Below are 25942 nucleotides of genomic sequence, written 5' to 3'. Positions count from 1 at the left end.
GGCGATATCTAAGCATCTAGTACAATCGGCAAGTAGATACTGAATTTAGTATGCCCTGGCTGGCTTTCAACATCGACTCGCCCCTCATGCTTATCAAGGATTTTACGGACAATGTCTAAACCAAGACCACTCCCTTCTCCCATGGGCTTGGTCGTAAAAAATGGTTTAAAGATCTGCTCTTGAATCTCAGGCGGAATACCGCTGCCAGAATCAGTAATGCCAATGACGATCTGTTGATTGTCTTCAAAGATCTCGATTCCTAGACTGCCTTTGTAGTCCATGGCCTGTAGACCATTATGAATAAGATTTGTCCAGACCTGCGCGAGTTCTTCTGGATAACAGTAAATATCAGGGACTGGCTGATAGTTTTTGCTGATTTCAGTGCCTTGTTTAATCTGATTGTGATAGAGCGTGAGCACTGTTTCTATTGTGTCTGGAATGGAGGCTTTAACCTTTTGAATTGCTACGTCTTGACGCACGTAGCTTTTGAGGGCAAAAACAATTTTTGCGGCGCGTTCAACAGCTAGATTGATATTGCTAGCATTGTTTCTAATTACGGATAGATCATAGGCAACCTCTAAGATGCGATCGCAATTCGGGGCAGCAAAGATTTCGCGGAAGGTTTCTAAATCAGCCTTAATCCCCATCTTGCTCAGGGTGCTGGCAATAGGTGTGGGGGATTCAATGCCCAGCGCTTCGAGATCGTTTTTGAGCTGACGCTTGAGCTGGCGCTCTTCTCGAGAGGACAGAATTGCCCGCTGATGGTGGGCGTCTTCTAGCAGCTTGAGAAATGCGGTCAGTTGCGGTTCGGATAGCGTCTGCAGGAGCGTGGGTAAGAGAAGCAGCGTTTGTTCTAGAGCCGCCGTAATATTTGTCTCGGCGGCTCGAATCGCTCCGAGTGGGGTATTAATTTCATGGGCAACGCCAGCCGTGAGCTGACCGAGAGCGGCCATTTTTTCTGCCTGCACCAGTTCTTGTGTGCGCTGCTGAACCTGTTGCTCTAGGGTTCGATTGTACTCAGCCAGCTCCTGCTCATTTTTAGCTAAAGAGGTAAGCATCACGTGCTGCTCTTCAAAGGCAGTCTGCAGCTCCATCGCCATAGAGTTGAAGGAGCGGGCTAGCTCTCCCAGTTCGTCTGATCTTTTCAGGTCTACCTGCTGCTCAAAGTCCCCAGCAGCTAGCTTTTGAGCAGCCGTGTTTAACCGCAGAATGGGACTGACGACCCATCGCGCTCTAAGGGTACCGACTAGAATTGCGATCGCAACCACTACAAAAGTCAGTACAAGCGTTGTTCGTGTATTGGCATGCGTTTGAGCCATGAAATTAGATTCCGGCACAACAACAACGCTGAGCCAATCTAGTCCATGCTCATCCTGTAGAGGATCTACATGAAGAAAAAACTTCTCCCCAGAAACTTTGAACATCAACTGCTGGGTTTCTTTAATCGTATTAAGACGACCAAAATGCTCAAGCAAATGCTGCATTGTCTTCTGAGTCAGAGCATCTTGACTGTCGAGGGCCGCTAGACGTTTGGGTTTCCCGCTCTGAAGCAAGAAGGGTTTTTCGTCAGCAGAGGTCGCCACCAGTTCACCTGAGCGCTCTACAATCAGCAGCCGACTTGATTCTCCCAGCTTGAGGGTGCGTAAAAACTCACTGATCTGGGCAATGGTCAAATCTGTGGCGAGAATGCCTTGAAACTGGTCAACTGAGTCATAGAAGGGCTGACCTAGCGTGATAGCAAGCGTGGGGGGATTGACCCAAGCATAAATTTCAGTCCAGGCAGGTTTCCTCGCTTTTGCAGGTGTAACGTACCAAGGACGATTTCGAGGGTCAAAGTCAGGGGACGTCTCTAGAAGTGACTTTCGGTTCCCTTGGTCATTAATGCCGTAGGTCTGCAGCGCTCCCGTCCCCTCCGTGACCTGATAGGTAAAGCTACCGTCATCATTGATGGCAAGCCCAATAAATTCACCGTTACGACCGCCAAACTGGATATAGCTGACGAGGTCAAAGACTTGACTCTGTCGCCAAAAATGGCGCTCCATGCTCTGGAGATTGTTGGCATCGAGCTGCCCTAAATCAAGGGCGGCCTGATTGATCTGATTGATCTGATGCGGTGCCTCAAAATAAGTCTCAAGACGCTGCGAGATACGGCCTTCGACCTCCTGCATACGCTTGTTCGCCAGTTCTTGAACCGCAAGCTGCCCATTCCTAAATGAGAAGTACCCCACAAGGCCCACGGCACCAAAGACCTGCAGGACAAAAGGCACCACCAGAACAGTCCGGAGTTTGTGGCGACCTATCCAGCCTGACAACTTGCCGTTGAGCGGCATTACAGATGCTCCACGCCATCGAATTTCTGGAGGCCCGATTGAATCTCGCCCATTAATATCTCTTCGGCCCAGGGTTTCGTAATATAGGCATGAAGGTTTGCGTGTTGGCGAACGCGCTCTATTGCCGATTCATCCGCTTGCCCCGTCAGCATCATGGTTACAATACAGGGGAATTTCTGATGCAGCTCAACGAGAAACTCATCCCCTTTCACACCGGGCATTAACCAGTCAGAGATAATCACCAAAATCGTGATTTTGTCTTCGTTAAGCTCGTCGATGACTTCCCAGGCTTCGTCAACGCTCTCAGCAATTTCACACTGGTGGCGATCGCCAAAATTCTTGCTAATTTGATCGCGTAAGCTTCTGAGCACAATAGGCTCATCATCAACGCAGATAATGGCAGAGTGAGGCATAGATCGGACCTTGGAGAACAAATGGCTCATGGTAACTCGTACCGACACCTTGACTCAAGATGCCCCGATAGTGACTAGAATCTGCCGAATTCAGCCGATATCAGATCTCAGTCCGGAAAGTTGCCCCTCTTGTGAACCCGCTCCCTATTCTCTTGGTTAATTCTGGGTTGCCAGCACAGCGAAAAAGGTTGAGACGCGCAGCCCATGAAACCCTAGTTAGCGAAGAAGGTTACAATATGAGAACGATATGTAAAATTTTGTAATCATCGTCTCCATGTTGGCAGAGATAGATAAATCATGACCTCAGTAACATCCCTTTTTGCCCCAGTTGACGCGGATCTGGTGGTGCTAGTTGAGAATCTCAAAAATCTTGTTAGTGCCCGTCATCCCGTTCTCTATGCGGCTGCAGAACACCTGTTTCAAGCTGGGGGAAAGCGGGTCCGCCCAGCAATTGTTCTGCTCTTGTCTCGGGCGTTGGAACAGCAAGAGCCAACAGCGCGCCACCGACGGCTAGCAGAAATTACAGAGATGATTCATACGGCCAGCCTCTTGCACGACGATGTCGTTGATTCTTCTGATGTCCGGCGTGGGGTGCCAACGGTCCATAGTCTGTTCGGCAATCGCATCGCTATTCAGGCGGGCGATTTTTTGTTTGCTCAGGCTTCTTGGTACCTAGCAAACCTCGACAATCTAGAAGTTGTCAAGCTGCTTTCTGAAGTCATCAAAGATTTTGCAGAGGGCGAAATTCAGCAGGGGCTCAACTGCTTCGATACCCATCAATCTCTAGAGACCTATTTGGAGAAGTCTTACTATAAGACGGCTTCACTGATGGCAAATAGCGCCAAAGCAACAGGAGTGTTGAGCGGTGCCTCGCCACAGCTTAATCAAGAGCTTTATTGCTACGGTCGCTGTGTGGGGCTCGCGTTTCAGATTGTAGACGACATTTTAGATTTCACGGGGTCTACTGATGATTTAGGCAAACCTGCGGGTTCGGACTTAAAGAGCGGCAATCTGACGGCTCCGGTCCTGTTCGCAATGGAAGAGACGCCCTATCTGAAGGTGCTGATTGAGCGTCAGCTCCAAGAGTCCGGTGATCTGGAAGAGGCATTGATGCTCATCCACAACAGCAAAGGTATAGAGCGATCTCGGCAGCTTGCTGAGCAGTATGCTCAGCAAGCACGAGAGCATTTGACTGAGGTGCCTGCTTCAGAGTCGCGCCAAGCTCTAGTAGAAGTGACGGACTATACACTGAAGCGTCTGCACTAGCGGGGGAGGTGACACGGTATTCTGTGGTTTAGCGTTTCTTCGATCCAGTATGACCCCAGAGCCTGTGCCCACTCCTGATTCAGATACCGTGCCGCGCTGGCGACGGATGTTGCGTTGGTTGAAAACCGGCCTTTGGCCTTCGCAAAAAGGCAACTTACTCACCGTCACCTTCGCCTTGTTCCTAGCGCTATTTGTGCGTCTCTTTATCGCCGAATCTCGCTATATCCCCTCAGAGTCAATGGTGCCAACACTTGTGCCAGGGGACCGGCTCGTCATCGAGAAAGTATCCTACCGACTCCACCCACCCGTGGATGGAGACATCGTCGTTTTTCACCCTCCCCTGGCGCTGCAGGCCATTGGGTATGACCCCGCGCAAGCCTTCATCAAGCGCGTTGTCGCCACGGCAGGGCAAGTGGTCGCGGTCCATGACGGCCAAGTCTACGTTGATCAGCGCCCCATCTCTGAAACCTATATTGCCGAACCCCCAGCCTATGAGATGCCCCCAGTCACAGTGCCTGAGGACAGGCTGTTTGTTATGGGAGATAACCGCAACAACAGCAATGACTCACACATTTGGGGATTTGTGCCGCAAGAGAACCTCATTGGACGGGCAAATTTTCGCTTTTGGCCGCCACGGCAAATTCAACTCTTTCGCAATCCGTTTGCCTCATTAAACACTGACGCTTAAAAGCGGATCTCTGTGGGGAACCGCTCATATGGCACAATGGAAATCACTCGGTAATTCGACCTGTCAGGTAATTTTGTGAGCTCTATTGCAACCACCGCTCGCGCGGTCTATCCCTTCACGGCAATTGTAGGCCAAGACGAAATGAAGTTGGCCCTTCTTTTAAACGTCATCGACCCCAGAATTGGGGGCGTCATGATTATGGGCGATCGCGGCACCGGGAAATCAACAACCATTCGTGCCCTTGCCGATCTGCTGCCTGAAGTGAGCGTCGTCGCAGGCGACCCCTTCAACAGCGACCCCAGCGATCCAGAGTTGATGAGCGATGAAGTTAAGACCGCCGTTGCGGCTGGCGAGTCTATTGAAATGTCGACCATGCAGGTACCGATGGTGGACCTGCCCCTAGGAGCGACGGAAGATCGGGTTTGCGGCACCATTGATATTGAGAAGGCGCTTTCAGAAGGTGTTAAAGCCTTCGAACCGGGGCTGTTGGCCAAAGCTAATCGCGGCATCTTATACGTCGATGAAGTCAACCTGCTCGACGATCACCTTGTGGATGTTCTTTTAGACTCTGCGGCTTCTGGCTGGAACACTGTAGAACGGGAAGGAATTTCCATTCGTCACCCGGCACGTTTTGTACTGGTTGGTTCAGGCAACCCTGAAGAGGGAGAACTCCGACCCCAGCTTTTAGACCGCTTTGGGATGCATGCCGAAATCCGTACCGTGAAGGAACCGGCCCTGCGCGTAGAAATTGTGGAACAGCGCTCGCAATTCGATCAAGATCCCCACGGCTTCCTCGACGGTCACCAATCCGATCAGGCAGCCCAGCAGCAGGAACTGATCAAAGCCCAGAATCTTTTGCCCCAAGTCAAAATTGATCACGATTTGCGGGTACAGATTTCTCAGGTTTGCTCTGAGCTAGACGTAGACGGCCTGCGGGGCGATATTGTCACGAATCGGGCAGCGAAAGCAATTGCAGCTCTCGAAGGACGCACCGAAGTCACCGTAGATGACATCAAGCGCGTGATTACGTTATGTCTGCGCCACCGACTCCGCAAGGATCCGTTGGAGTCGATTGATTCTGGCTACAAAGTCTCAAAGGTCTTCAATCAGGTTTTCGGCCTTGTTGATGAAGCGGAAGAAGCCTCAGTGAATGGTCAGCCCGTCGGTGCCGGTCGCTAGAGACTACTGCAGGGCCAGAGCTACTCCAGAATCGGAATCAAACAGGTGAATGTTATCAAGCTGGGGGGCAAGAAATAGAGTATCCCCTGCCTGCACCTGCTGATCGGGTGCAATTCGGGCCTGAAACAGTGCCTCATTTTTCTGAACATCACCTTCTAAAACACAGGACAGGTAAGTCTCAGCGCCCAGCGCTTCGACCAGTTCCACCTGTAAAGGAATTCCTCCCGCGTTGGGGACTATATTCAAGTGTTCGGGGCGAATGCCCAACGTTAACGACTGATTCTGATAGGGCTGCAGCACTTTACCCCAAACTTCTGGTAGCGTGAGCTGAAACAGAGGGTGCTGCAGCAAGAGCGGGCCACTCACCTGAACAGGCAGAAAGTTCATGGGGGGTGAGCCAATAAACCCAGCAACAAACCGATTGGCAGGTGAGCGATATAGCTCTAGGGGTGGCGCAATCTGCTGAATAACACCACCGTCCATCACGGCGATGCGGTCTCCCATCGTCATTGCTTCTGTTTGGTCGTGGGTCACATAAATAGTGGTGGTCTGTAGCTGGCGCTGCAGCTTCACGATCTGGGCGCGGGTTTGGGCCCGCAGCTTGGCGTCCAAGTTGGAGAGCGGTTCGTCCATCAGGAAAACCTGCGGATCCCGAGCCATCGCCCGTCCCAGGGCCACGCGCTGCTTTTGTCCGCCCGAAAGCTGCTTGGGCTTGCGATCGAGGAGTGCTTCGATCTGGAGGCTTTCGGCAACTTCTCTCACTTTACGGTCTACGTTTTTGGTGCGTTTAAAGCGAGTCCGGCGCAGCCCAAAGGCAAGGTTTTTATAGACTGACATATGTGGATAAAGGGCATAGCTTTGAAACACCATTGCAATGTCGCGGTCCTTGGGCGGAAGCGCATTGATCTTGCGATCTCCTACCCAGATATTCCCTGCAGTCACGTCCTCTAGCCCCGCAATCAGGCGCAACAAAGTACTCTTGCCACAGCCTGACGGACCCACCAGCACCATGAATTCGCTGTCGGCCACAGTCAGGTTGATACGACGCAGAACGTTGGTGGCCTGAGCATCATCACCTTGAGGCGTATTCTCAACGGTCGCTGATGGCTCTGCTGTTTTCTGCTTCCTGTTCCGAGCTGGAAAACTTTTGTAAATATCCTCTAAGACAACGTTTGCCACCGTACTCAGCCTGGAAACTTCCAGCCTATTGTACGCCTAGCTCAGATAATTGACCTTCTCGGTCAGCAATATTCCGACGGCATAGGTCGTAAAGTTTTGACTTGTTTTGCGAGCGATGATGAAAACGCCTGCACTGAGGGGCAACCTTACAATGAGCCTTCTGAATAAGCTGTATCGGTTCAGACAATCCTTTACTTAGGTTTGTCACGCTTCTGAAATCCTCAACGGCCAGGTTACGATCCCACTAATGTTGCCTAACCCAACCCATCAGACTCTAGGAACAAATGTTGAGACTGCTCCAGCCGGAGCACTGCGACGGGTTCTCCCCCTCAATATTTCGGGGCGATTAATCGCTCAGGATCCTAATAACCCAGCGATTTTCTGGCGCGTTTATCTCAGTCGCGGGGATGTTCACTTTGCCCATAGTACAGTCGGCCATCGCGAACGCCTCAGCTATGCCCTGAATCGATCGCGTCTGGGCTTGAACCTAGCGGATTTGACGCGCTTTCCTTCCGATTATGAATTTCTGTGCTATTGCTGGCAGTCAGGACAGATCTCAGTGACCCAGCTACGGCAGTTGCTGCTCTATTTGACCCAAGAAGCTTTGGTTCAGGTACTGGCTTTGCCGATCACCCAAGTTAAGTTTGAGAACTTAGTCAAGCTCGATCCCCTGTTGATCTCAATGCCGTTTGAGCGAGCAATCCTGCCCATTCGCACGCTGATGACGCAATGGAAAGACCTGTGGACACATCTGGGCACGCCGTTTCAGCGGCCTTACATCCATGACTCGCACCACTTAGCGATGGCGGTGGCTGAGACTCACTCCTTAGAGGTATTTCATCGTCTCAAACATACGCTAAGTCAAAACCTCTGCCTCTACCAAATTGCTCCTCACCTGGATATGAGCCTGACGGATGCGGCCAAGTTGTTGAGTCCTTTCGTGCAGAAGGGCCTTTTGGGCCTCAATCCTTATCAACATCAGCCACAGGCTACTGCAGCCCCGACAGTAGTTTGTATTGATGCCGATAAAACTGCACAGGCGCAGGTTCAAGAGGCTTTGAGAGTTCTCAATCATGATGTTTTGGGCATCTCAGAACCCAAACAGGCTTTAGAGTGGTTAGCTGATCACCCAGCAGATTTGATTTTGGTTAACGTCAATTTGCCCCAGATAGATGGGTATGAATTCTGCCGGGCGCTTCGCCAGATGCCCAGTCTCAAAGAAACGCCCATTGTCATTTTTTCAAATCCGTCCCACAGTCTAGATCGATCCCTGGCCCGCCTCTCCGGCGCTACGGATTGCCTGGAACAGTCGTTTCAGTCCAAAGCATTCATTCATTTGGTTAATTACTTGACCCAGCCGTCTGGTTTGCCGGTCAGCACTCGTTAGCTACAGAATCTGGGAGAGAAATTGCTGGCTACGCTCGGCCTGTGGGTGATTGAAAAAGGTCTGAGGTTCGGCAATTTCCACAATTTCACCCTGGTCCATCAAAATGATGCGATTTGCCACCTCGCGGGCAAAGCCAACTTCGTGAGTGACGACCACCATAGTCATGCCTGATTCAGCGAGAGAACGCATCACGTCTAAGACTTCTTTGATCATTTCGGGGTCCAGAGCAGAGGTCGGTTCGTCAAAAAGCATGATTTTGGGCTGCATGGCTAAGGCACGTGCGATCGCAACTCTCTGCTGCTGCCCCCCCGAAAGCTGTCCGGGGAATTTTTTCGCCTGCTCTAGAATCCCCACCCGCTCTAAAAGCTGCATGGCCATCTCTTCAGCCTGAGCGCGAGGAAACTTGCGGACCCAAATCGGAGCCAGCGTAATATTCTGCAGCACCGTCAAATGAGGAAACAAATTAAACTGCTGGAATACCATCCCCACTTCACGACGAATCGCGTCTACATTGCGTAAGTCAGCCGACAGTTCAATGCCATCAACCTCAATGCGCCCTTGCTGATAGTCCTCCAAAGCATTGAGAGTCCGAATAAAAGTGGACTTCCCCGAGCCAGACGGCCCCATCAGCACCACCACCTCTTGACGTTCCACCGCCAAGCTCACCCCCCGCAAAGCGTGGAACTTGCCGTACCACTTGTGAATATCTTCGGCAACAATAATCGGCGTTTGCTGGGTCATTGAGGGTTACTCGCTTGGAAATTGCCCGTAATATCATGAGAGTCTCCGTAGCAAGTATCGCGCAAACATGGTTAGACTGCTGATTCTCTCTGTACTGCTTGTGGGGTTGATGATGGCTCCGGCCTCTGCCCAAGATAGGTCCGACCATTTGCTGCAGCCCTTTACCCGTCTGGAAGGTCAGGTCAGCATTCTGGTTTTGAGAAAGGAAATTGTGCTCTCCGATAACCGACCTTCAGGTCATCCACAAGATGCAGCCGCTTCAGAGACAGACGAACCGGAGACAATTGCACAGCTCAATGCAGACTCTTCACTCGCCGTTGCCTCGACCTTTAAGCTCTCAGTATTAGCCGCCTTGCAAGCGCAAATAAATGCAGGCACTCACAACTGGGATGAAGTACTTTACCTCTCACCCCAAGCTAAAAGCTTACCCAGCGGTATTCTGCAGGCGTGGCCCGATCAGACGCCCATGACGTTACAGACACTTGCAACGCTAATGATTTCAATCAGTGACAACACCGCCGCCGATGCCCTAATACAGCTTCTAGGACCGGCTACGCTGCAGCGCGAGCATGAGCCACTGCTGACTACTCGCCAAGCCTTCACGCTTAAAAACCCTGACAATCAGGCTTTGCTGGCAACCTATCGCCAGTCGGAGGATCATATGGACCTGCTGCCTGAGATCGATCAAGCTCCGCTCCCTGGGGTTGAGCTAGTGGATACAGTGCCCCTTGCAAAGGACATCGAATGGTTTTTCAGTACGCGGGAGCTATGTGGATATATGGAGCAGGTCGCTGATCTTCCGCTCATGCAGATCAACACAGGTATCATCGACTCGGCCTCCTGGCAGCAGGTCGCCTTCAAAGGCGGCTCGGAACCGGGTGTTCTCAACCTAACTGCGGCATTGACCTCAGATAGCGGCCACCAGTACTGTGTTTCCGCCACCTGGAATGACGATCAGCCCCTGGCTGAATATCAGTTTTTTCAAGCCTACAGCGATCTGATTAAGACCCTTAGCACTGCTGAGTGATCCATTGGTCAATGGCCGCATTGACCAGTTCTGGCCGTTCGTCATGGGGACAGTGGCCAGCATCCAGTAGCTCTAACGCTGCGGCTGGGTAAAACTCCCGAAAAGTGTCTGTCTTCGCAGACGTCATCCAAGGATCAGCAGCACCCCACAGTAAAAAGAGAGGACGCTCTAAGTCTTGAAGCAAGATATCAAGCGTGCGACCCGGAGGCGATTTAAAAACAGCGGAGAAAACCTGCAGCGCTCCCTTATCTAAAGACGGTCTGCGAATATCTTCAACAAGCTGATCTGTGATAGCGGCTTTATCCTTATAAACCTGCTGCAGGACTTTACGGATTTGAGATCGCCGTCTGGCATTAAAAAACAGAAACAAGCTCATCGTATCAATCACAAGCCCCGAGCGCAGAACTCGCTGCCGAGCATTTCCCATCCGCTGCTTCCAAACAGGCTGTGGTCGTTCAGGAGCGGTAAATCGACCGGCACAGTTGAGCAAAATTACGCCCCGCACCCATTCAGGACAGTCCACCGCAAAGCAAAGCGAAGCATAGCCACCCAGTGAATTGCCAGCAATAAAAACTGGCTCTTGAATCACCTCTTCACAAAAAGCCTTGAACTGGTCACGCCATAGTTCACCCGTGTAAATTGTGTTGGGTTTTTGCGATCGTCCAAACCCCAACAAATCAATGGCCCATACTCGATAACTTTGCGATAGAATCTCAATATTTTTGCGCCAGTGATCGGTAGAAGCACCAAAGCCATGAACTAACAATAAGCAAGGTCCCTTTTGTCCTTTTTGCACATAATGGATGCGCCAATCTCGCCAAGTCCAGTAGGTCTGTTTTGAGGATGGAGAAGGGGTAAAAGTAGCAGTCACAGCGCGTTCCTTACGCAAGGTTTTCTTCTTTTATGGATACAACATCTGAGCTCACTTTTCAGAGAACATAGGTGAATTAAATAGACGACACAACCTATTCAGAAGCTGAGATCAACGACCGGCCAAGCATCTTACTGTGTCTTAAAGACGAGGCCGTTACCCGTAAATCTGGATTTAAGAAGCAGTCTTGTGAACCGTAAATACCGTATTTTACAATCGGGGATCACACCGTTATCTCAGAGCTTGAGAATGCTATAAAAGATACAGACTCTCCTTCTATAGCTGCTAGACCCGCTCACAAAAGGCTATACTTACCTCTAAGTAAGGAGGAACTCTGACATTGGAAGCGCGAGTAAGTGAGGTGCAACGATGCTCTCTCCAGATGAATTAATTGGACAAAAAGTTTGGCTCACGGTTGAGCGAGATACTGACTATCCCGATCTTGATCCCTATCGAGTCAAAGCAGTCCTCACCCAGCCAACCTCTCCACCGTGGTTTTTTGCACGGTATGAAGAGCCACCGGTTAGAGTACGAGAGCCTGGAAAGTGGCTATCGCTCTACGAGGCACAACAGGCCGTACTCATTGATCCCGTCATCGATTATGGCGACGATGACTACGATGATGAGTTCTCTAACGAGCTAGAGCTGTCAGAGTAAGAGGGGTAACCACAGCAGTGAAAGTGGTTGAGTCTGACATCAAGTACCCATTGAGAAACAGCAAACCGTGCCATGATTCAAGACAAATGTATCGATCATGGAGAATCCTCGGTGTCTGAAGAGCAAGGTCAGTTATCCGAAGCGCAATCAAACGCATCAGAAAATCCGCTGGATCTAGCGGTTCGTACACCACTGCCGAACAACCGTCCCATTGCCTCGAATCGTGACGAGGACTTTGAGGATTTTGTGGGGTATATGGATTAGTCTTCACCTCTACAACTCGGCGCTGCCCGCATCGAACTGCAGCGCAATCAGGGTATAGTCTGTACTGCGGACTTAATACCGGAGAACAAGAATGCCAGCCGCTGTTGGAATGATTGAGACCTATGGTTACCCTGCTGTTTTAGTGGCGGCCGATGCCATGGTTAAGGCTGGACGAGTCACGCTGGCTAAATATGAAAGCTGCGCCAGTGGTCGCTATCTGATTTCGATTCGCGGGCCGGTCTCTGAAGTGAAGCAGGCGATGGCTGCGGGGATTGAGGCAGTGGAAAAGCTACCGCTGTCAGCCAAGGTGGAATCCTACACAATTATTCCTAACCCAACTGAAAATATTGAAGCGGTTTTGCCAATCAACTATACCGAAGAGGCAGAACCCTATCGGGTGCTTTAATGAACTGGCCCGTCTGGTCGCAATTGGAACAGTGTTTTTTTGAGGCTCTAGCCGCGTAGAATGGTCGAGGGGCTGATATCAGACAATTGTTTTCAGGATTAATTTTAGGAGTTCAGGAATGCCGCAGGCCGTTGGTTCACTCGAGACGAAAGGATTTCCCCCAGTGTTGGCTGCTGCCGATGCCATGGTTAAGGCTGGGCGAGTGACGCTGGTCAGCTATGTGCGAGCCGGAAGTGCCCGATTTACGATTAACATCCGCGGCGATGTCCAAGAAGTCAAAATGGCTATGGAAGCTGGGGTTGAAGCGGCAAAGAAAACGCCCGGTGGTGTCTTAGAAACCTGGGTTGTGATTCCACGTCCCCACGAGAATGTTGAAGCTGTGATGGATATTCACTACACCGAAGAGGTCGAAGACTTTCGGCAGGCCGTCAATGGATATGGTGCTCTACCGCCTAGCCGTAGAGCTTAGGGAGCTGTCTCTATGCCGGATTACTCTCCAGAGTCTGCTGAGCAAAATTCTGAATTTGAAGCACTGCTGCTTTCTCTGCGTCGCAAACAAGGAACGTGGGTTGAGTGGGGGCAGGCTTGCCAACGCTTACAAAAGGGAGGATACAAGCCTCAGGCCATCTTTGAGGCGACTGGATTTGAACCCATTCATCAAAATCAGATTATTGTCGGTGCCCAGGTCTATCAAACGCTGCTAGATATTCCAGCCTCTGATCCAGTGATCAGCTATTTCGAGCAGCGAGGCAGTGATTGCCTTTATGAGTTTCGGATTCTGAGTCCTGCAGCTCGGGTAGAGGCAGCAACGCTGACGCTAGAGAAGAAACTGGATGCAGATGATGCAAAGGCTGCAGCGAAGGCGGTCAAGGACTTTGCGCTGGTGCGTCAGCCACCTGAGGCTTTCACAAAGAATCCAGGTGATGCGGTGGCTTACCAGTGTTGGCGGGTGGCACGCCTGGAGAGCGATCTACAGGTGCGATCGCGTCTAATTGCCAAAGGCTTAAAGTTTGCCCACAGCGACACTGCACGTAAGGCGATTGAGCAGCTCTTAACGGACTTTACTGTGACACAAGAGTTGCAGGCTGCACCGTTGCCGGTCTATCGGCTAGAGTCAGAGACCGAAATGCCGCGCATTTTGCCTTTGCTAGGCCAGCTCCCTTTACCTGCAACCGAGCTAGAAGCCGATTCATCAGTAGAGGCTATGGGCGCGTTTGGTATCCTGGAATCGAAGGGCGATCGCACTTGGCTAGCGCTCCCTGGATGGCAGGTGCTATTGAAAGCAACGCAGCCGATTGCTTTGAGATGCCAGAGCGATGCCCTGTCAGCGCCACTGCCGAACAAAACGGTAGAAGAGGTGATTGTGGTCGTGGATCGCGATCAGCAGCAGTGGGATGCGAATAGCCATTTCCTAGTGGAACAGGACGGACAGGTTATAACCCAATGGTTTGCAGAAGCACCCGAGCAAACGCTACTGGGCCGCGTAATTTTGGTGGTTAGGCCGAAGAAAATCTTGGATGAAGGCTATACGAAAGAGCTATGGCAAATTGACGAGTAGTTGTGTGTCGTCAACATCCTCTTTGTATTTCGCAATCAACTCTATCGATTCCTTGAGACTATCGCTGAGATAGCGCTCTACGTTAGCGATTGCCCAATACATACGGACGAGCAGCAGCGAAAACTATAAATCCTGGGTCCGTTAGGATGGTTTGAGGAGGAACGCTGCATGACGATATCACCCCCGGCATCATCAACCTTATCGCTGGAAGAGTTCTTGAAGTTGCCAGAGACTAAACCTGCTAGCGAGTTTTTTGACGGTCGAATTTATCAAAAAACTATGCCTCAGGGAAAACATAGTCTGATTCAAACCGTCTTCACCTCTGCCATTAATCAGGTGGCTGTTCCGAAACGCATTGCTCATGCCTTTACAGAATTACGCTGTACCTTCGATGGACGCTCTATTGTTCCAGATATTACAGTCTTTGAATGGAGCAGGATTCCAGTAGGCGCAGCTGGAGAAGTCGAGAATGTGTTTCCGATTTATCCTGACTGGACCATTGGAATTCTGTCACCAGATCAGCGTCCTACACGAGTGATTAATAATATTCTGTTTTGCCTCAACAACGGTACTCAGCTAGGGTGGCTGATTGATCCTGCAGAAAAAACAGTGATTATCTTCCAACCCAATCAACAACCCATTGCCCTAGAAGATCAGTCTGATATTTTGCCAGTACTCTCACGCTTGGGTGACTGGCCGCTAACAATAGGTGAGTTATTTGGTTGGCTCAGTTTTGTCAAACATTAAGGGATTTCTAAGGCCGCACGATTAACTCTTCGAGTAGCCGAGTTTGTGTTTGAGGGTTGTAGCCGATCAGTCGAATAAAGCTGTTGGGATGCTCTTGCAAGCAGGTTTTAATCCCTGCTAAGGCATGGGTGGCATTTTTAGGCGGCTGGGGCCACGGCCAGGTGCGCCAGACGTTGTTAGATTTTTCGCGGGGACGAGCGACCTCTAACGTTAGCCGTCCGCCTTGCAGAATCGCTCGCTGCAGGAGCTGCTCAATTTTGGCGACAGCGACTTTCTCCGGCCAGTCGTCTTGTGGGAAAGTACCGTTGCTGTCGCTGACATAGCTGGATTCAGTGCGTACTGGCTCTGGAGCTTGAGTTAGCGGTACGGATGGCTTGGGCTTGGGCTGTAGATTTCTAGAACGCCCCGATTTAGAGGATTTGGCCCCGGCAAAATATTCTCCGGCAAGGCGGGTTTCTTGAAGCTGGGTTTGTTCTTGTTGTAGATGTTGCCCAATTTCGATCAGGTGAGTCAAGCCCACTTTGGTTTGATCGAACTGGAGTCGCTGACCCGGGTTGTTGACGAGATGGGTTGAGACTTGGCCTAGGCCAACTTTGTTGATGAACTCGCGGACTTGGTTGTTATAGAGTTGCGATCGCAACGCCCCAAAAAAATCCAAGGACTGCCTCGGGAAAGTTTCTACTAATCGCTCAACATCAGTCGCCGAGAGCCGATCAGGGGCAAAAATACCCGCCACCACGCCAATGCGATCTTCATGGCTAGGCTGCCAGTAAAACTTCTCCATCCGGCCATCGCGGACTAACGGCGCATACAACGTTGAGAAATCATTACCTGTCGCAATAATCGGTACTCGATGGATTGGCTCCGTCTCATAGCTACCCGGAAGCTGCACATCTGTTGGATTATCGGCAATATTCATTAGCGTACCGTTCACCAACTGCGTATTGACCGTGTACTGCGTCATCCGGTCCACGCGGCCTGCCCCAGCATCTAAATCATTGATGAGCAGGACACACATCTTGCCCCGCACCCGAATTAGCTCTGCCGCCTCTCGATAGCGCATCCGAATCAAGCGCACCGGATCACCTGCATCAGGGCTTTCTAACTCTCCAGCAGACATGCGAACGGGAATAATCCCCATCTTTTCAAAAACTAGCTCGCATTGAAAAGATTTTCCTTCTCCTTTACGACCATGAACCCCAAGAATGAGCGGAACCTTCACCCCTGGCAGATTCATGAAATTTTTGGTGATGTGGACCGCCAGTTTGTCGAGAAAACGTGGAGAAATGTAGTAGCTCATGAAGATGAAGGCACTATTGGGGTGATGGTCTTGAGCCTCGACGGTTACATCCTACAGTGACGTCGGTAGACAGATACAATTATCATCCATCTGGATTTCGGCTTTGACTAGCACTCCACTCTCAGTCTGGCCTGCAATTTACATAATTGGTCGAATCCAAAATTTAGCTAATTGAGCGGCTTGTCTTGAGCAATACCAAAGGGGATTAAAAACGGCAGCAGGCTTGATGTTTCATGTACTCTACTTAGCAGCTTCCGATTGATGAATACCTCAAAACTCTTGGCTATAGCTGTAATCCTGAAGTCTCAAGCCACAAATGATGATCTAGAGTGAGGTTAGTCTTTCAAGTCTTGAGCTATGCGAACCTTGAACACAGCTTGCTGGATAACGCTACTTCTCACTTCAGCCTCGCCAGGTCTCGCTCAGCCCGTAGCCTCTCTTGTAGGTATTCAGTACAAACAAATCCATGAAGTAGGACAAGACATTCGCACTGCCGTTTTCATTGGCCTACCAGAGGGCCTCACGAACGAAGGTGGATTCTTGGTCGGCGATGCTCTAGCCGAACAACCCTATTCAGTCTCAATTTTCAAGCAGGGTAATCGAAAAATTTGGCTATTTGAACAGATACTTTCTCGCAACAATAGTCAGCAAACTAGACAAGTATTTGACGCGGTTGAAACGGCCAGTGATGTTTCTCTGTTAGTAGGTTGTGAACTCAACAGTAGACAGGATTTAGAACTCTTTGCATTGATTGACAGTTCTAGTGAGCAACCGTCGTCTCAGTGGATTACTCAGTTTAGTCATGCCTGGAGAGCTAATCGTAAAACCAAGAATCTAGAAGCCATTCAGCCAGAAGGCATGCGGTGTCCAGATCCGACTTGGGGCGTGTAAGTTCAGAGAAGCCCCTGTACCTTTTGAAGATCCATGACATCGGCAAATGCGGTGTAGCTTTATCGATTAGACGGCATAGAGCCTTGAAACAAGCCATCATATGGTGGACAACGACAGTAGCAAGTAATTGATCCTATGTCCTCAGAAGCCAACGCAGTCAAGAAGCTGATTGAGCAGCAAAACTTTGGCGTTCTTTCCACATACTCGGTCGCAGTGGAAGGATTCCCTTTCGGCTCAGTCACCCCCTACAGCCTGACAGACAGATATCACCCACTCATTTTTATTAGCAATTTAGCTCAACACACAAAGAATATAGCCAACGACAGTCGAGTTTCGATCACGATCTTAGAAAATGTGCAGGGTGGAACCCAAGATCCTCAAAAGCATGGGCGAGCCAGTATTCTCGGGCGAGCAGTGCCTTTGGACTTTGCTAGAGATGAAGCTAAATATCAAAAGTACTTCCAGGACTTTCCTGAATCGGAGGGCTATCAGAACACCCACGGATTTCAGCTCTATGAGATTGAGCCGGTTCGGATTCGCTACATTGGTGGGTTCGGCAAAATCTTCTGGGTGGAACCGGAACAGCTATAGCCTCTCCATATACGGTGACTTAGAATCAAGCCTATTTCTATGATTTGGTGCATGAGTGGCAGTAAGCTGGATCTGCCACACTTGGAGTTTAGGCATAGCCTCGCCTCCTTCTCATCGATCATAGGAGCGCAAACCCTTGGGTGTTGAACTACGTAGCTATGTTTATCTCGACAGTCTCCAGTCTCAACATGCCGCCTACATGGGAACAGTCTCGCTAGGTTTTCTACCCATACCCGGTGACACTTCTCTTTGGATCGAGATTTCGCCCGGTGTAGAAATCAATCGGCTGATGGATGTCGCTCTCAAAGCGGCGGTGGTGCGACCCGGCATCCAAATGGTTGAGCGCCTGTATGGGCTGCTTGAAGTTCATGCTAGCCAGCAAGCCGAGGTGAACGCGGCTGGACGCGCCATGCTAGATATGCTGGGGGCACGCCGAGAGGACCGTCTCAAACCCCAGGTTGTCTCTAGTCAGATCATCCGCAATATTGATGCTCACCAGTGTCAACTCATCAACCGAACCCGTCGCGGCCAAATGATTATGGCCGGTCAAACGCTTTATGTGATGGAGGTGCAGCCCGCTGCCTATGCCGCTTTGGCTGCGAATGAAGCTGAGAAGTCGGCGCTGATCAATATTTTGCAGGTGAATGCGGTGGGCAGCTTCGGACGTCTCTATCTTGGCGGCGCGGAACGCGATATTAAGGCGGCTGCACAGGGGGTTCTGGCGGCGATGGAAAGCATCACGGGTCGAGAGTATCCGAATAGTCGGGGAAAAGAATAGGGGAGCATGGCGAATCCTGAACATATTGACATTCTGAAGCAGGGTGCTGCAGCTTGGAACCGCTGGCGCTCAGAGCACCCTGGCCTGAAACCCGATCTTGCCTATGCCAATTTGAAAGGGATTCATCTCATTGGGGCTGACTTGAGATATGCCAATCTCAGCAGCGCAGATTTACAGGAGACTTATCTCCAGGGCGTCAATTTTGAAGAGGCCAACCTTCGGGAGGCCAATCTTTTGTCAGCCGATTTGATTGAGGCTCGATTATATAAGGCTTCGTTAATGGCGGCTCAGCTCCAGGATGCGAACCTATGTGGTGCTGATCTCAGGCAGGCGGATCTGACAGAGGTAGAAGCAACCATCAGTTTGTTCCGGGAGGCGGATCTCAGTGATGCTAATTTGACGAGATCGCAACTCCAAGATGCAGACCTGCGCTCGGCGCTGCTGTGTCGAACACAGCTACGGCAGGCAGATCTAGAGAGGGCAATACTAACCGAAGCCCAGTTGAATGGGGCAAGTTGCGATCGCATCAATCTCGCCCAGGCGATCCTTAACGGAGCCAGCATGATCGGGGCCAACCTGCAGCAGGCCAATCTAAAGGGCGCTAGGCTCTGCCAAGCGAATCTGTTAGAAGCCAATTTGACAGATGCAGACTGTACAGAAGCTGATTTCTCCTGGGCCATTTTGAGTAAAGCGATCTTGCAGAATACGCAGCTACAGAGGGCGAGTCTGCGGGGGGTGAACTGTTTGCGATCGCATCTCTCCCAAGCCCAGTTTAGCGAGACTGACTTGAACCTAGCGCAGCTCAAATACACCGACTTGACCGATGGTCTTGAATTGGGCTCTTACCTAAGCTAACTGCGCGTGCGACTCAGTTCCAGGGCATTACAAAAGTTGTTAAGGCTATCGAGCAAAGCATTGTAATGGGGAGAGGCATCTTCCCGTTCGCGCTGGAGATGGTTGTACAAGGTGAGTTCAGGTTCTGGCATTAGATGGGCTTTGGGAAAGTTTAACCCTGTGTTGGTTAGGCGGGTGGATGCGATCGCAACCAACAATGCCCCCATCGTATTGGAATTGCCATTATGAAGATCTTCCAGTCCAGGCAATATCAATTCCGACCCTGGCAGTTCATCAAGGTTCATGATTGCGCTTCGCATCGTTCAATGAAGTTATAGACCTTATTCCCTAAAATCTCAGGATCAAGGGAAGGGAAACGGATTAAGTCAGGTTCAATGGCTATAACTCCAAGTGAGGAGGGTAGAAATTTCAGGGTAAAAAACGCTGTTGCTCTTCCTGAGTAGGGATGCGACAGGTAGAGCGCTGACCAAACCATCGATACCGATTGCGGGCAATGAATCGATAGACTGTATTCCGAATCGGAGCTGGGATAATCCGAATTGCGCTCAGAATAGCCCAGACGCCGCCGATGCGATCGCAAAGCCGCACAAAGGCATCTGACTGATCAGAAAACCCCGCTTGGTCCAAGTAGAAGAAGGACCATTCTTCCCGATTTTCGGGTAATGGTGGCAGATAGCGCTGAGCCGTCTCACCCTGGAGCGCCGCAATCAACACCTTACCTGTGGTATCAATTTGGAGCAGTTGATTCACAAAGGCATTGCACATCATGCATTCCCCATCGAAGAATACGATAGGTCGGTCTCCGCAATAGGGCACCTTTGCACCGGGCCTTGTTTTCGTACTTTCCATAACGCTTGAATGAATCAGGTGGTTAGATGAGCTGGGAGCCACGACATAAAGGCAATCACCAGAAATAAACTAGAAGATAGCGTCTCTAGTCTAACGATATTCAGAATGACTGCCGTTTGGTATTAGTGCTTATCATTAATGGCTTGCATTAGCTCATCATCTCAAAATCCTTTAAACTGCTGCTCCAATATTCAAACCGTAACCAAGGGGTAAACCTGTGGCTTGCAAGTCAATACAGGTCTCGAGCTTGATCACCCGTTATCGCCCATACCCTCTCAGCACTTCCGCCACTCTGACTAATTCTCGCTAGGATAGATAACAAGACTCTAGGGGTAAAAGGAGCCGTCAGATGAAAGGAAAGTGGACAGCCGCATGGATATCAGCAGCACTGATTGCTAGCCCGTCGCCTGTGCTGGCCGCCGAATATCAGGGCCAAAATATAGACGGTGAGACCTTCGAGGCCACGGCTTATTCCTACGAAACAGGCGGGCTGTTTGATATTCAAGTTCGGTTTAAGAAGCGGCGGGCGACGATGTATTTTGTCAACGGCGGGCGACAAACGATTCGCCTCAATCAGCCTGTCATTACCAACCCCGATCATATTGACGGCTGGCACCGGGGCTTCTTGACCATTGGGGGGCTATTCAGCATCGGGGTAACCGACAATAATGACAACAATCTACAGCCCCCGCGTCCCAGGCCCCTAGAAGGATTCTGGCGTATTAGTTTAAAGGACGATCCGGTGTAGTCACAGTCGTTGCCCTAGGCTGAACTAAAAGCTGGGTCACGTAGTAGGTTCCATTTTGCTTCCAAATGCCAATCCCTGTTTCAGCCATTTGCGACATTAGGATATTGCGGCGATGTCCCGCACTCCCCATCCAGCCCTGCACGGCCACCGTTACCGGATTACCCCGTTGAGGGAACTGGAAAAGATTTTCTCCCACAAGCTGTGCACTGACGCCCTGTGCTTCAACCCGCTGTCGGGGTGTGTCGCCACGTACACCTGTGTGACTGTAGAAGTTATAGTCAGCCATTTGCTTGCTGTAGGCGCGCGCCGCTTGGGTGAGTTGCTCGTTGACCCGCAGCGGTGAGAGACCGTGGCGCTGGCGGTGCTGATTAATTCGATGCCAAATTTCGGCTTCAACCTGCAGCATCTCTACTGATTGCGGTGATAGATTCGGCGTCTGGGATTGTTGATAAGCCTGTCGCACGGGTAAGGCCTGCGCCTCTGCCGCAATGCCAACGCAGCTCACTAGTAGGCTACTGAGAATCAGCAGAGCATGTGTAAAAAAATTGGATCGCTGTTTGTCTGCAGCTTGATTTGTGACCACCGCTTGCCGCGATGATCTCTGTTGAGTTGTCATGAGTTGTAAATCCCCCCAGCAAAAGATGTCCCAACCGGGACCTGTTCTTCGCTGCTCCCCCTGACTTAGGGTGGGCACTCACAGCTCAAAATTCAACATTTTGGTAATTTCTCAGCGTATGAAGGGCGAAAACCAGGATTTAAACGGTATGAGCCAGGGGCAGGCCTGTGAATTTTCCCTGAGGCTACAGCAGCAGCCACAGGCCCGTGTAGGTGACACCGGAGTTATCTGGCTGCACGAGTAAAAAATGGATGCCTTGGCTCTCTTGCTGACGTTGGGTAAAGAGCTGGGCCGCAGCCGCCATGCCTGGATCATCGTAGGTGAAGAGGACTTTGCGATCGCAAATCCCCACTTCCAGCACCACACCCGTAGCCTGAGCCTGCAAGAACACGGGCTGCTGCTCCCGCAGCCATCGCGCTAGCTGCATCGATCTCCGTCCGCTATCAATCACGAGTCCTGGAATGAGAGCTGACTCTGCCAGTCCCTGCTGGCTAGGCAACAGCTCCTGCGATATCTCTTGAATGGGCATAGGGCGCTGCACCAGCACCTCTTCGAGATCAGAAGCTGACAGCGCCACAAACCGCCACTGCTCTCCCAATAGATCCTCTGGGAGCGGCTGAGGCGGCGGTCGTTCAATCAACAGCGGATCATAGGATTCGCCCGTATAACCCGGCATCTGGCTATATTGACGTGCTCGAACCTGTAATTCTGACTTAAGAGCCAAGGTCCGTCGCGTGGCCTCCACAGGTACCGCCAGCGCTTGCCCCGCAGCCTCCACCAGATTGAGGGACGCAGGCCGAAAGACCTGCAGCCGCTCCGGCTTTCCACCCGTTTCACTGATCACTCTTTCTAACTGGCGCTGCAGCCAGTCCGCCGTCACCTCTGCCTGGGGACAGAAAACAGAAACCTGACAGCTGGCGTCCTGCGGATCGCAGATGACCAGCTCCCAGAGCGGCTGACCCGCATCATCTTGAAGCGGACGCCGGTAGCAGTCAACCTGCCAGGGCACTAAGCGGCCTGAGTGTGAATGGCATAGTGCTGCGTCGGCGCAGGGAAACCCGCAGCACTTCCGGCTTCACTAATGACCTTGTTCGTATCGAAGTACACCTGCCAATAGTGATCGTTATGGCAGTACGGGCGCACCGATAAAACTGGACCCGCCAGCGTGAATTCTAGAATATCCACCTCTGGCACAGGCTCCGTCAACACGTTAGGAATCTGGCTGAGGCGCTGCTGCAGGGCAGCAATCGCAACCTTCGGATCAACGGTGTTATCCAGCTGGGCAACTAGCTCTACCCGGCGATGGGGGTTGGCGGTGAAGTTCTGAATCGTGTCGGCGAAAATGGCATTATTGCCGATAATCGTCTTCACATTATCCATTGTGTTGATGCTGGTCACAAATAGACCGATCTCGTCCACCGTACCTGTGACACCTGCAGCAGTGATAAAGTCACCCACCTGGAAAGGGCGAAAGATAATTAGAAATGCGCCAGCCGCGAAGTGAGCGAGCAAACCACTCCAGGCAGCACCAATCGCGATGCCTGCCGCCGCCAGTAGCGCTGCAAAGGAAGAAGTCTCAATCCCTAAAAATCCGAGGATGGCAACGATTAAGACAATATTGAGCAGCACACCCAAGGTTGACTTGATATAAACCAAGAGCGTGGCGTCAATATTGCTTCTTTTAAAGGCGCGGGTCAGCAGGCTCATGCCAAATTTAATCAGCCATCGGCCCACAATCCAGAGCAGAATTGCTCCAACGAGCTGCAGACCCACAGCAACGACAATGGAGCTGGCATTCGTCAACAGAAGATTAATATCCATGATTACTCTCCATTACTGGCAAAAATATTAAGGTCATCTCTTTTAAAGCTGGCTATGCCAGATCGTATTGAGCGGTCGGTAGCCCCATAATTGATTACATTTGCCAGAATCTTGGGCACCTTAAGCTTTTTTATAGCTATTTAACTCTCATGATAGAGATACGTTAAGATGCCAAAGCTCAGGGCCAAGACACCCCACAGTTAACTAAAATCTGATCATAAAGCCCGTATCCGTGCTATGCATTACCCATGACTAGTCGTGACTTCAGCTCTTCTGCCTTGTCCCCTAACGAAACGCCAGAAATACAGCACATTGCTGACCTCGTCAACGCCCAGGCCCAGAAAGCCAGCGGCAATATGGAAGAGCTTTTAGCCCTACTCCGGTCTCTAGAGCTACTGCATCGAGAGATTCGCGATGGCTTATTTCAAGAATCACTCCCCGGCAACCGGCAGGCGCTGCATCGGCTGCTGCGCGAGATGGAGTCCGAAGGTGGCTGGCCCTACATTCCGAGAATGCGGCTGCAGGCGTTTCTCAAGTATTTAGAAGCCGCCGATCCGCCGCAGAAGACACCTTAAACAAGGGCATTGGTAGGCTGCAGCAACCGATCAATACGATGCACTAAGTACTGTGGATCAACAGGCTTACTGAGATAGGCGTCTACGTGAGCGGCGGCAGTCCCCAATGCATCATGCTCCGCAGCGACCATGACGAGAATTTTAATAGGCTGGTCTGTGTTCAAACGTTTCCGCAATTGACGAATCATCTCCAGACGATTCTGAACGGGCTGGTCGATATCAATAATGACAACTTCGGGCTGCAGAAGGCGAGCCTGCTCGATTGCAGTTGAGACTTCTACGGTCCAGATCACCTGATAGCCTGCAGCGGTCAGCATATCGCACATCAGGTTTGCAGTATCTTCGTCGTCTTCAACCAAGATAATGCGGCCACTGGAGGCAATGGAGTTCACGACTGCTTCTGCTTCTGGGGGCGGCTGTAGCTTTTGGTTAGGTAGCTCAACGGTAAAAACCGAGCCTTTACCTTCGACAGAACTCACTTCAATCCAGCCGCGATGGAGGTCGATAAACTTCTTTGCCATTGCTAGGCCTAGGCCTGCTCCTTCATGGGTGCGATTGTAGGCCGGATCAAGCTGATGAAAGGTCTGAAACAGCTGGGACTGCTGATCGATGGGGATGCCGGTGCCCGTATCTTCGACCTGAAAAACGGCGGTTTGAGATTCAACCCAAACTCTGAGGCTGACCTCTCCACCAGAAGGCGTAAATTTGATGGCGTTGTCGAGCAGCACAAATAGAACCTGCTTGATACGGCGAGAGTCTGCCGTGAACCGATCAAGTTCTGGTGCGACCTCTACCTCTACACTGAGATGGACTTCATGGGTTTGGGCCTCTGCTCGCACCATATGCAGACTTTGCTGCGTGAGTGAGGCCAGCGAGAACTCGCTGAGTTCGAGGGTCGCTTTCCCGGATTCAGCATGGGAGAAGTCGAGGATGTCGTTGATGAGTTCTAGGAGCTGTTCGCCGCTGTCATGAATGCGCTGAATGTAGCTTTTTTGCTTGTCTGATAATGGACCTAAGGACCAGCGAAGCAAAGTCGCAGACATGCCAATGACGCAGGTCAGAGGGGTTCGGAGTTCGTGGCTCATGGTGGCCACGAATTCGCCTTTGGCTTGGTTAGCGGCCTGTAGCTCAACGAAGGCTCGCTGGAGCTCTTGTGTGCGCTGGGTGACCTGCTCTTCGAGGGTGTGCTTTTGCTGCTGGAGCTGCCGATAGAGCCGGGCTTGGTAGATGGCAATTTCGAGATTGTCGCTGATCCGTCTCAGTAAAACCTTTTCATGGTCTTGCCAGTGGCGCGGCCCAGAGCATTGATGGGCAATGAGTAGCCCCCAGACCTGAGACTTCACAACAATGGGAGTAATCAATTTCGCTCGGATCTCAAGATCTCGGAGATACTCCAGCAAACAGTTATCCGTGTAGTGGGTTTCGACGTCTTCAATGGCGATAGTTTGTCCCTGACAATACTTCGTGCGGCAGGTGCTGGCGTTATCCCAGCAATATTCGTCATTGGTACTCAGAACAGAGGAAATTTGCTCAGTGGCTAAGGCTTCATAGGTGACGGTAGGAGTACTCTCAATGCCGCCGATCCCTGCAACAGCCGGATCAATATCTACGAATTGATAAATCGTCAGCCGATCGGCTTGCAGAAAGGTGCGCACCTGTTCCACTGCAGTTTGAAGGATGATCGATAGCTCTAAACCCTGCCGAATCTGACTCGTTACTTGACGTAATAGACGTTCTTGGGCCAACTGCTGATGGAGTGCGGCGTCTACCATCGGTTGACAGGTGGCTGTGCCTGGAGAGGGATTTAAGTCTGTCACTAGGGTCTGCAGAACGCGGGTCGAGAACTGACTTTGAAGCTTGGCCCGGTTGGCGCGACGGTTCTGCAGCGTCAATAGTCGTTCGACGTTGGGCTGAGGGGGAAGGGTTTTGAGAAAGGTTGCGATCGCAACCGGTTTTACAATCAATTGCGTCTGATAGCCGTCCGCAACAGCAGTGCCCTTGAGCAGCGCACTGAAGCCTAAAGAGACCAGGACCGAGAAGCGAGCAGTCCCTGGCGTGATCACATCAGCATCCGTCACCAAGGCATAGGGATCAAGCAGAGACGTGGTCATCTCTGCCAATACTGCTTGAATGCGCTCGAAGGTCACGCACGACAGTTGTTGATCAAACATTAGGTCGCTTTAGTGAGGCATGTAGATCTGTTCT

General features: G+C 51.1%; 28 protein-coding genes and 1 pseudogene. 17 read left to right on the top strand and 12 right to left on the bottom strand.

Annotated elements, in window-relative coordinates; translation table 11 throughout:
• Positions 1–8: 8 nt before the first annotated feature.
• Together C1752_RS02180 and C1752_RS02175 are read right to left on the bottom strand one after the other, a co-directional pair.
• A complete protein-coding gene (locus C1752_RS02180; RefSeq protein WP_110984400.1) occupies positions 9–2330 on the bottom strand; it encodes an ATP-binding protein in 2322 nt (773 codons plus the stop codon).
• Positions 2330–2743, bottom strand: coding sequence for a response regulator (locus tag C1752_RS02175; RefSeq protein WP_110984399.1), 414 nt, complete (start codon positions 2741–2743; stop codon positions 2330–2332). Before C1752_RS02175 ends, C1752_RS02180 begins: the two co-directional genes overlap by 1 nt.
• Before the next feature lie 297 nt (positions 2744–3040).
• Here C1752_RS02175 and sds point away from each other — a divergent pair, with 297 nt between their 5' ends.
• From sds to bchI, 3 genes are all read left to right on the top strand, one after another.
• Positions 3041–4009, top strand: a complete 969-nt coding sequence (sds, locus tag C1752_RS02170; protein ID WP_110984398.1) for a solanesyl diphosphate synthase — start codon at positions 3041–3043, stop codon at positions 4007–4009.
• Positions 4010–4058: 49 nt separating this feature from the next.
• Positions 4059–4697 carry a signal peptidase I gene (gene lepB / locus C1752_RS02165; RefSeq protein ID WP_110984397.1) on the top strand — a complete coding sequence of 213 codons (639 nt, stop codon included), beginning with the start codon at positions 4059–4061 and terminating at the stop codon, positions 4695–4697.
• Positions 4698–4772: 75 nt separating this feature from the next.
• Positions 4773–5876, top strand: a complete 1104-nt coding sequence (gene bchI / locus C1752_RS02160; RefSeq protein ID WP_110984396.1) for a magnesium chelatase ATPase subunit I — start codon at positions 4773–4775, stop codon at positions 5874–5876.
• Between the two features lie 3 nt (positions 5877–5879).
• Here bchI and C1752_RS02155 read toward each other — a convergent pair.
• Positions 5880–6881 (bottom strand): annotated as a pseudogene (locus tag C1752_RS02155) (ABC transporter ATP-binding protein); the annotation flags it as partial.
• Between the two features lie 421 nt (positions 6882–7302).
• Here C1752_RS02155 and C1752_RS02150 point away from each other — a divergent pair.
• Entirely contained in the window at positions 7303–8442 is a 1140-nt protein-coding gene (locus C1752_RS02150; protein ID WP_110984394.1) for a response regulator, read from the top strand.
• On the opposite strand, the gene C1752_RS02145 is transcribed toward C1752_RS02150, so the two are convergent.
• Positions 8443–9183 (bottom strand): amino acid ABC transporter ATP-binding protein, encoded by a 741-nt coding sequence (locus C1752_RS02145; protein WP_110984393.1) that lies wholly within the window; start codon positions 9181–9183, stop codon positions 8443–8445.
• Between the two features lie 67 nt (positions 9184–9250).
• Between C1752_RS02145 and C1752_RS02140 the strand changes: the two genes are divergently transcribed.
• Entirely contained in the window at positions 9251–10210 is a 960-nt protein-coding gene (locus tag C1752_RS02140; protein WP_233501261.1) for a serine hydrolase, read from the top strand.
• Here the strand turns inward: C1752_RS02140 and C1752_RS02135 are convergent.
• A complete protein-coding gene (locus C1752_RS02135) occupies positions 10194–11081 on the bottom strand; it encodes an alpha/beta fold hydrolase (protein WP_110984392.1) in 888 nt (295 codons plus the stop codon). The genes C1752_RS02140 and C1752_RS02135 overlap by 17 nt on opposite strands.
• A 369-nt stretch (positions 11082–11450) precedes the next feature.
• Between C1752_RS02135 and C1752_RS02130 the strand changes: the two genes are divergently transcribed.
• The 6 genes from C1752_RS02130 (at position 11451) to C1752_RS02105 (ending at position 14713) form a co-directional block, all read left to right on the top strand.
• A complete protein-coding gene (locus C1752_RS02130) occupies positions 11451–11738 on the top strand; it encodes a hypothetical protein (RefSeq protein ID WP_110984391.1) in 288 nt (95 codons plus the stop codon).
• A gap of 72 nt (positions 11739–11810) precedes the next feature.
• Positions 11811–12002 carry a hypothetical protein gene (locus C1752_RS02125; RefSeq protein WP_110984390.1) on the top strand — a complete coding sequence of 64 codons (192 nt, stop codon included), beginning with the start codon at positions 11811–11813 and terminating at the stop codon, positions 12000–12002.
• Between the two features lie 91 nt (positions 12003–12093).
• The gene (locus C1752_RS02120; RefSeq protein WP_110984389.1) at positions 12094–12408 is read left to right on the top strand and encodes a carbon dioxide-concentrating mechanism protein CcmK; all 315 of its coding nucleotides are present in this window, start codon (positions 12094–12096) and stop codon (positions 12406–12408) included.
• 118 nt (positions 12409–12526) lie between these two features.
• Positions 12527–12877, top strand: a complete 351-nt coding sequence (locus tag C1752_RS02115) for a carbon dioxide-concentrating mechanism protein CcmK (protein WP_110984388.1) — start codon at positions 12527–12529, stop codon at positions 12875–12877.
• A 12-nt stretch (positions 12878–12889) separates the two neighbouring features.
• Positions 12890–13966 (top strand): RuBisCO accumulation factor 1, encoded by a 1077-nt coding sequence (locus C1752_RS02110; RefSeq protein ID WP_110984387.1) that lies wholly within the window; start codon positions 12890–12892, stop codon positions 13964–13966.
• Positions 13967–14134: 168 nt separating this feature from the next.
• Positions 14135–14713, top strand: a complete 579-nt coding sequence (locus C1752_RS02105) for a Uma2 family endonuclease (RefSeq protein ID WP_110984386.1) — start codon at positions 14135–14137, stop codon at positions 14711–14713.
• A gap of 7 nt (positions 14714–14720) precedes the next feature.
• On the opposite strand, the gene C1752_RS02100 is transcribed toward C1752_RS02105, so the two are convergent.
• The gene (locus tag C1752_RS02100) at positions 14721–16013 is read right to left on the bottom strand and encodes an AAA family ATPase (protein ID WP_110984385.1); all 1293 of its coding nucleotides are present in this window, start codon (positions 16011–16013) and stop codon (positions 14721–14723) included.
• Between the two features lie 357 nt (positions 16014–16370).
• Between C1752_RS02100 and C1752_RS02095 the strand changes: the two genes are divergently transcribed.
• From C1752_RS02095 to C1752_RS02080, 4 genes are all read left to right on the top strand, one after another.
• Positions 16371–16904, top strand: coding sequence for a hypothetical protein (locus C1752_RS02095; protein ID WP_110984384.1), 534 nt, complete (start codon positions 16371–16373; stop codon positions 16902–16904).
• Between the two features lie 135 nt (positions 16905–17039).
• A complete protein-coding gene (locus C1752_RS02090; protein WP_110984383.1) occupies positions 17040–17495 on the top strand; it encodes a HugZ family pyridoxamine 5'-phosphate oxidase in 456 nt (151 codons plus the stop codon).
• A 136-nt stretch (positions 17496–17631) separates the two neighbouring features.
• Positions 17632–18273 (top strand): beta-carboxysome protein CcmP, encoded by a 642-nt coding sequence (gene ccmP / locus C1752_RS02085; protein WP_110984382.1) that lies wholly within the window; start codon positions 17632–17634, stop codon positions 18271–18273.
• A 6-nt stretch (positions 18274–18279) separates the two neighbouring features.
• Positions 18280–19128 (top strand): pentapeptide repeat-containing protein, encoded by an 849-nt coding sequence (locus tag C1752_RS02080; RefSeq protein ID WP_110984381.1) that lies wholly within the window; start codon positions 18280–18282, stop codon positions 19126–19128.
• Here the strand turns inward: C1752_RS02080 and C1752_RS02075 are convergent.
• Positions 19125–19412 (bottom strand): hypothetical protein, encoded by a 288-nt coding sequence (locus C1752_RS02075; RefSeq protein ID WP_110984380.1) that lies wholly within the window; start codon positions 19410–19412, stop codon positions 19125–19127. The two genes, C1752_RS02080 and C1752_RS02075, sit on opposite strands and share 4 nt — an antisense overlap.
• Positions 19413–19536: 124 nt before the next feature.
• Positions 19537–19977, bottom strand: coding sequence for a thiol-disulfide oxidoreductase DCC family protein (locus C1752_RS02065; RefSeq protein WP_110984378.1), 441 nt, complete (start codon positions 19975–19977; stop codon positions 19537–19539).
• A gap of 349 nt (positions 19978–20326) precedes the next feature.
• On the opposite strand from C1752_RS02065, the gene C1752_RS02060 reads away from it, so the two are divergent.
• Positions 20327–20725 carry a hypothetical protein gene (locus C1752_RS02060; RefSeq protein ID WP_110984377.1) on the top strand — a complete coding sequence of 133 codons (399 nt, stop codon included), beginning with the start codon at positions 20327–20329 and terminating at the stop codon, positions 20723–20725.
• On the opposite strand, the gene C1752_RS02055 is transcribed toward C1752_RS02060, so the two are convergent.
• From C1752_RS02055 to C1752_RS02045, 3 genes are all read right to left on the bottom strand, one after another.
• Positions 20700–21341: a CAP domain-containing protein gene (locus C1752_RS02055; protein WP_146242255.1), complete on the bottom strand. Its 642-nt coding sequence runs from the start codon at positions 21339–21341 to the stop codon at positions 20700–20702. The genes C1752_RS02060 and C1752_RS02055 overlap by 26 nt on opposite strands.
• A gap of 184 nt (positions 21342–21525) precedes the next feature.
• On the bottom strand, positions 21526–22350 hold the full coding sequence (locus tag C1752_RS02050) for a Tab2/Atab2 family RNA-binding protein (protein ID WP_110984375.1): 825 nt from the start codon (positions 22348–22350) through the stop codon (positions 21526–21528).
• The gene (locus C1752_RS02045; protein ID WP_110984374.1) at positions 22350–23162 is read right to left on the bottom strand and encodes a mechanosensitive ion channel family protein; all 813 of its coding nucleotides are present in this window, start codon (positions 23160–23162) and stop codon (positions 22350–22352) included. Before C1752_RS02045 ends, C1752_RS02050 begins: the two co-directional genes overlap by 1 nt.
• 248 nt (positions 23163–23410) lie before the next feature.
• On the opposite strand from C1752_RS02045, the gene C1752_RS02040 reads away from it, so the two are divergent.
• On the top strand, positions 23411–23737 hold the full coding sequence (locus tag C1752_RS02040; RefSeq protein WP_110984373.1) for a hypothetical protein: 327 nt from the start codon (positions 23411–23413) through the stop codon (positions 23735–23737).
• On the opposite strand, the gene C1752_RS02035 is transcribed toward C1752_RS02040, so the two are convergent.
• Entirely contained in the window at positions 23734–25908 is a 2175-nt protein-coding gene (locus C1752_RS02035) for a hybrid sensor histidine kinase/response regulator (protein WP_110984372.1), read from the bottom strand. The genes C1752_RS02040 and C1752_RS02035 overlap by 4 nt on opposite strands.
• Positions 25909–25942: the final 34 nt, after the last annotated feature.

Origin of the sequence: Acaryochloris thomasi RCC1774, assembly GCF_003231495.1 — a bacterium.
GTDB lineage: Bacteria > Cyanobacteriota > Cyanobacteriia > Thermosynechococcales > Thermosynechococcaceae > RCC1774.
The sequence above is the reverse complement of the archived record's forward strand: the minus strand, read 5'-3'. Positions and strand labels throughout refer to the sequence as shown.

What these genes read in the sequence shown, in the direction of transcription:
- C1752_RS02180 (WP_110984400.1), bottom strand. Translation starts at nt 2,330, where the DNA reads ATGCCGCTCAACGGCAAGTTGTCAGGCTGGATAGGTCGCCACAAACTC.
- C1752_RS02130 (WP_110984391.1), top strand. Translation starts at nt 11,451, where the DNA reads ATGCTCTCTCCAGATGAATTAATTGGACAAAAAGTTTGGCTCACGGTT.
- C1752_RS02120 (WP_110984389.1), top strand. Translation starts at nt 12,094, where the DNA reads ATGCCAGCCGCTGTTGGAATGATTGAGACCTATGGTTACCCTGCTGTT.
- C1752_RS02115 (WP_110984388.1), top strand. Translation starts at nt 12,527, where the DNA reads ATGCCGCAGGCCGTTGGTTCACTCGAGACGAAAGGATTTCCCCCAGTG.
- sds (WP_110984398.1), top strand. Translation starts at nt 3,041, where the DNA reads ATGACCTCAGTAACATCCCTTTTTGCCCCAGTTGACGCGGATCTGGTG.
- C1752_RS02175 (WP_110984399.1), bottom strand. Translation starts at nt 2,743, where the DNA reads ATGCCTCACTCTGCCATTATCTGCGTTGATGATGAGCCTATTGTGCTC.
- C1752_RS02055 (WP_146242255.1), bottom strand. Translation starts at nt 21,341, where the DNA reads ATGACAACTCAACAGAGATCATCGCGGCAAGCGGTGGTCACAAATCAA.
- C1752_RS02110 (WP_110984387.1), top strand. Translation starts at nt 12,890, where the DNA reads ATGCCGGATTACTCTCCAGAGTCTGCTGAGCAAAATTCTGAATTTGAA.
- C1752_RS02040 (WP_110984373.1), top strand. Translation starts at nt 23,411, where the DNA reads ATGACTAGTCGTGACTTCAGCTCTTCTGCCTTGTCCCCTAACGAAACG.
- C1752_RS02140 (WP_233501261.1), top strand. Translation starts at nt 9,251, where the DNA reads ATGGTTAGACTGCTGATTCTCTCTGTACTGCTTGTGGGGTTGATGATG.
- C1752_RS02060 (WP_110984377.1), top strand. Translation starts at nt 20,327, where the DNA reads ATGAAAGGAAAGTGGACAGCCGCATGGATATCAGCAGCACTGATTGCT.
- C1752_RS02045 (WP_110984374.1), bottom strand. Translation starts at nt 23,162, where the DNA reads ATGGATATTAATCTTCTGTTGACGAATGCCAGCTCCATTGTCGTTGCT.
- lepB (WP_110984397.1), top strand. Translation starts at nt 4,059, where the DNA reads ATGACCCCAGAGCCTGTGCCCACTCCTGATTCAGATACCGTGCCGCGC.
- C1752_RS02150 (WP_110984394.1), top strand. Translation starts at nt 7,303, where the DNA reads ATGTTGCCTAACCCAACCCATCAGACTCTAGGAACAAATGTTGAGACT.
- C1752_RS02095 (WP_110984384.1), top strand. Translation starts at nt 16,371, where the DNA reads ATGCGAACCTTGAACACAGCTTGCTGGATAACGCTACTTCTCACTTCA.
- C1752_RS02065 (WP_110984378.1), bottom strand. Translation starts at nt 19,977, where the DNA reads ATGGAAAGTACGAAAACAAGGCCCGGTGCAAAGGTGCCCTATTGCGGA.
- C1752_RS02035 (WP_110984372.1), bottom strand. Translation starts at nt 25,908, where the DNA reads ATGTTTGATCAACAACTGTCGTGCGTGACCTTCGAGCGCATTCAAGCA.
- C1752_RS02075 (WP_110984380.1), bottom strand. Translation starts at nt 19,412, where the DNA reads ATGAACCTTGATGAACTGCCAGGGTCGGAATTGATATTGCCTGGACTG.
- C1752_RS02090 (WP_110984383.1), top strand. Translation starts at nt 17,040, where the DNA reads ATGTCCTCAGAAGCCAACGCAGTCAAGAAGCTGATTGAGCAGCAAAAC.
- C1752_RS02125 (WP_110984390.1), top strand. Translation starts at nt 11,811, where the DNA reads ATGATTCAAGACAAATGTATCGATCATGGAGAATCCTCGGTGTCTGAA.
- C1752_RS02105 (WP_110984386.1), top strand. Translation starts at nt 14,135, where the DNA reads ATGACGATATCACCCCCGGCATCATCAACCTTATCGCTGGAAGAGTTC.
- C1752_RS02080 (WP_110984381.1), top strand. Translation starts at nt 18,280, where the DNA reads ATGGCGAATCCTGAACATATTGACATTCTGAAGCAGGGTGCTGCAGCT.
- C1752_RS02100 (WP_110984385.1), bottom strand. Translation starts at nt 16,013, where the DNA reads ATGAGCTACTACATTTCTCCACGTTTTCTCGACAAACTGGCGGTCCAC.
- C1752_RS02145 (WP_110984393.1), bottom strand. Translation starts at nt 9,183, where the DNA reads ATGACCCAGCAAACGCCGATTATTGTTGCCGAAGATATTCACAAGTGG.